The sequence below is a fragment of the Burkholderia sp. Se-20378 genome (assembly GCF_017104665.1).
Lineage (GTDB): Bacteria > Pseudomonadota > Gammaproteobacteria > Burkholderiales > Burkholderiaceae > Burkholderia > Burkholderia lata.
The window spans coordinates 1-1,134 of record NZ_JAAGPG010001048.1; the positions used below are offsets into that span (position 1 = coordinate 1).

Consider the following 1,134-nt stretch of genomic DNA (forward strand, 5'->3'; position numbering starts at 1 on the left):
TGTGAAATGTCGCGGTGCGTGCGTTGCGCGTGGCTGCATCGCGACGACAGGTGATTGTCAGGCAGCCGAGCGGTAACGATGCGACTGCATGCGCATGCGTACGCGCCCGGCCGAAATCGCGCGCGGCTCGGGCACCACCGTGTCGTGAGGGAACATTTCCTGCCGGAATTCGCCGTTTTCGTCGAACCACTGGCAGATCAGCCAGTCGCCGTCGTCGAATACGACCGGCCCGGCATAAGTGACGGTCATGCGCGGCCCGCCCGTCTTCAGCGTCACGACATCGCCGACGCGAAACCTGACGCGTTGATTTTCTCGGTTCGTCATCGCTCTCTCAGCATTTTTATATATCGATATTCCCGGTGGCTTACCAGCCGTTCATTCGAACGTGCCGCAGATTATCAATCAAAAAACCGGCCGGCAACTCCCGCGTTCAAAAACATACCGACCGGGGAAATGCAACAATGCGCAGCATCGACGCGCACGGCGGGTGCCCGATCGCCCGATCCGGCGCGGTTTGCGCGCCGGCAAGGGTCGAACGGGCGGAATGCGGAGAATAGACGATGTATTTTGCGTCGTCACCGACGTTTAATCCGGACGCGAAATCGGTTGATTATTGTCAATCAACGTTTCGACTGGAAACGATCCCACCGTTTATTTACGCTCATTCTCCGAACAAAACCGGCGAATTATCGGGTGACGCAAACCAGCGGTTGATATCGCGCCCGGGCACGGCAGCTTGCGTAAATGTAAACGTGCCGTCCTGCGCCATCTCCTTCGCCGCGCGCAAAAAGGCGCCGAGCGCGGCCCGCGCCAGCGCGCCGCCGACGCTCACCCGCTTCACGCCGAGCGCCGCCAGCGCATCGAGGCTCAGCAATCCGCCCTGCAGCCCCATCACGACGTTCACGGGCGCGCCGACCGCCTGCGTCACCGCCGCGATCTCGTCCGCATCGGTGATGCCCGGCGCGTACAGCACGTCGGCGCCCGCGTCGCGATCGGCGACGAGCCGCGCGATCGTGTCGGCGAGGTCGTGGCGGCCATGCAGGTAGTTTTCGCAGCGCGCGGTCAGCGTGAACGGGAACGGCAGTGCGCGAGCCGCGTCGACGGCGGCCGCGATGCGCCCGATCGCCGCTTGAC

The 1,134-nt window shown here is 63.3% G+C and carries 2 protein-coding genes; both read right to left on the reverse strand.

What is annotated here, in order from left to right:
- Window positions 1–57: 57 nt before the first annotated feature.
- Complete coding sequence (locus tag G3N93_RS40035; protein WP_011354382.1) at window positions 58–324, reverse strand: YodC family protein; 267 nt, start codon at window positions 322–324, stop codon at window positions 58–60.
- Between the two features lie 337 nt (window positions 325–661).
- A partial coding sequence (locus G3N93_RS40040) for an isocitrate lyase/phosphoenolpyruvate mutase family protein (RefSeq protein WP_206135528.1) occupies window positions 662–1,134 on the reverse strand: 473 nt, incomplete at its 5' end.

Excerpts from the sequence above, each read along its gene's own strand:
- G3N93_RS40035 (WP_011354382.1), bottom strand. The coding sequence starts at position 324 with ATGACGAACCGAGAAAATCAACGCGTCAGGTTTCGCGTCGGCGATGTC.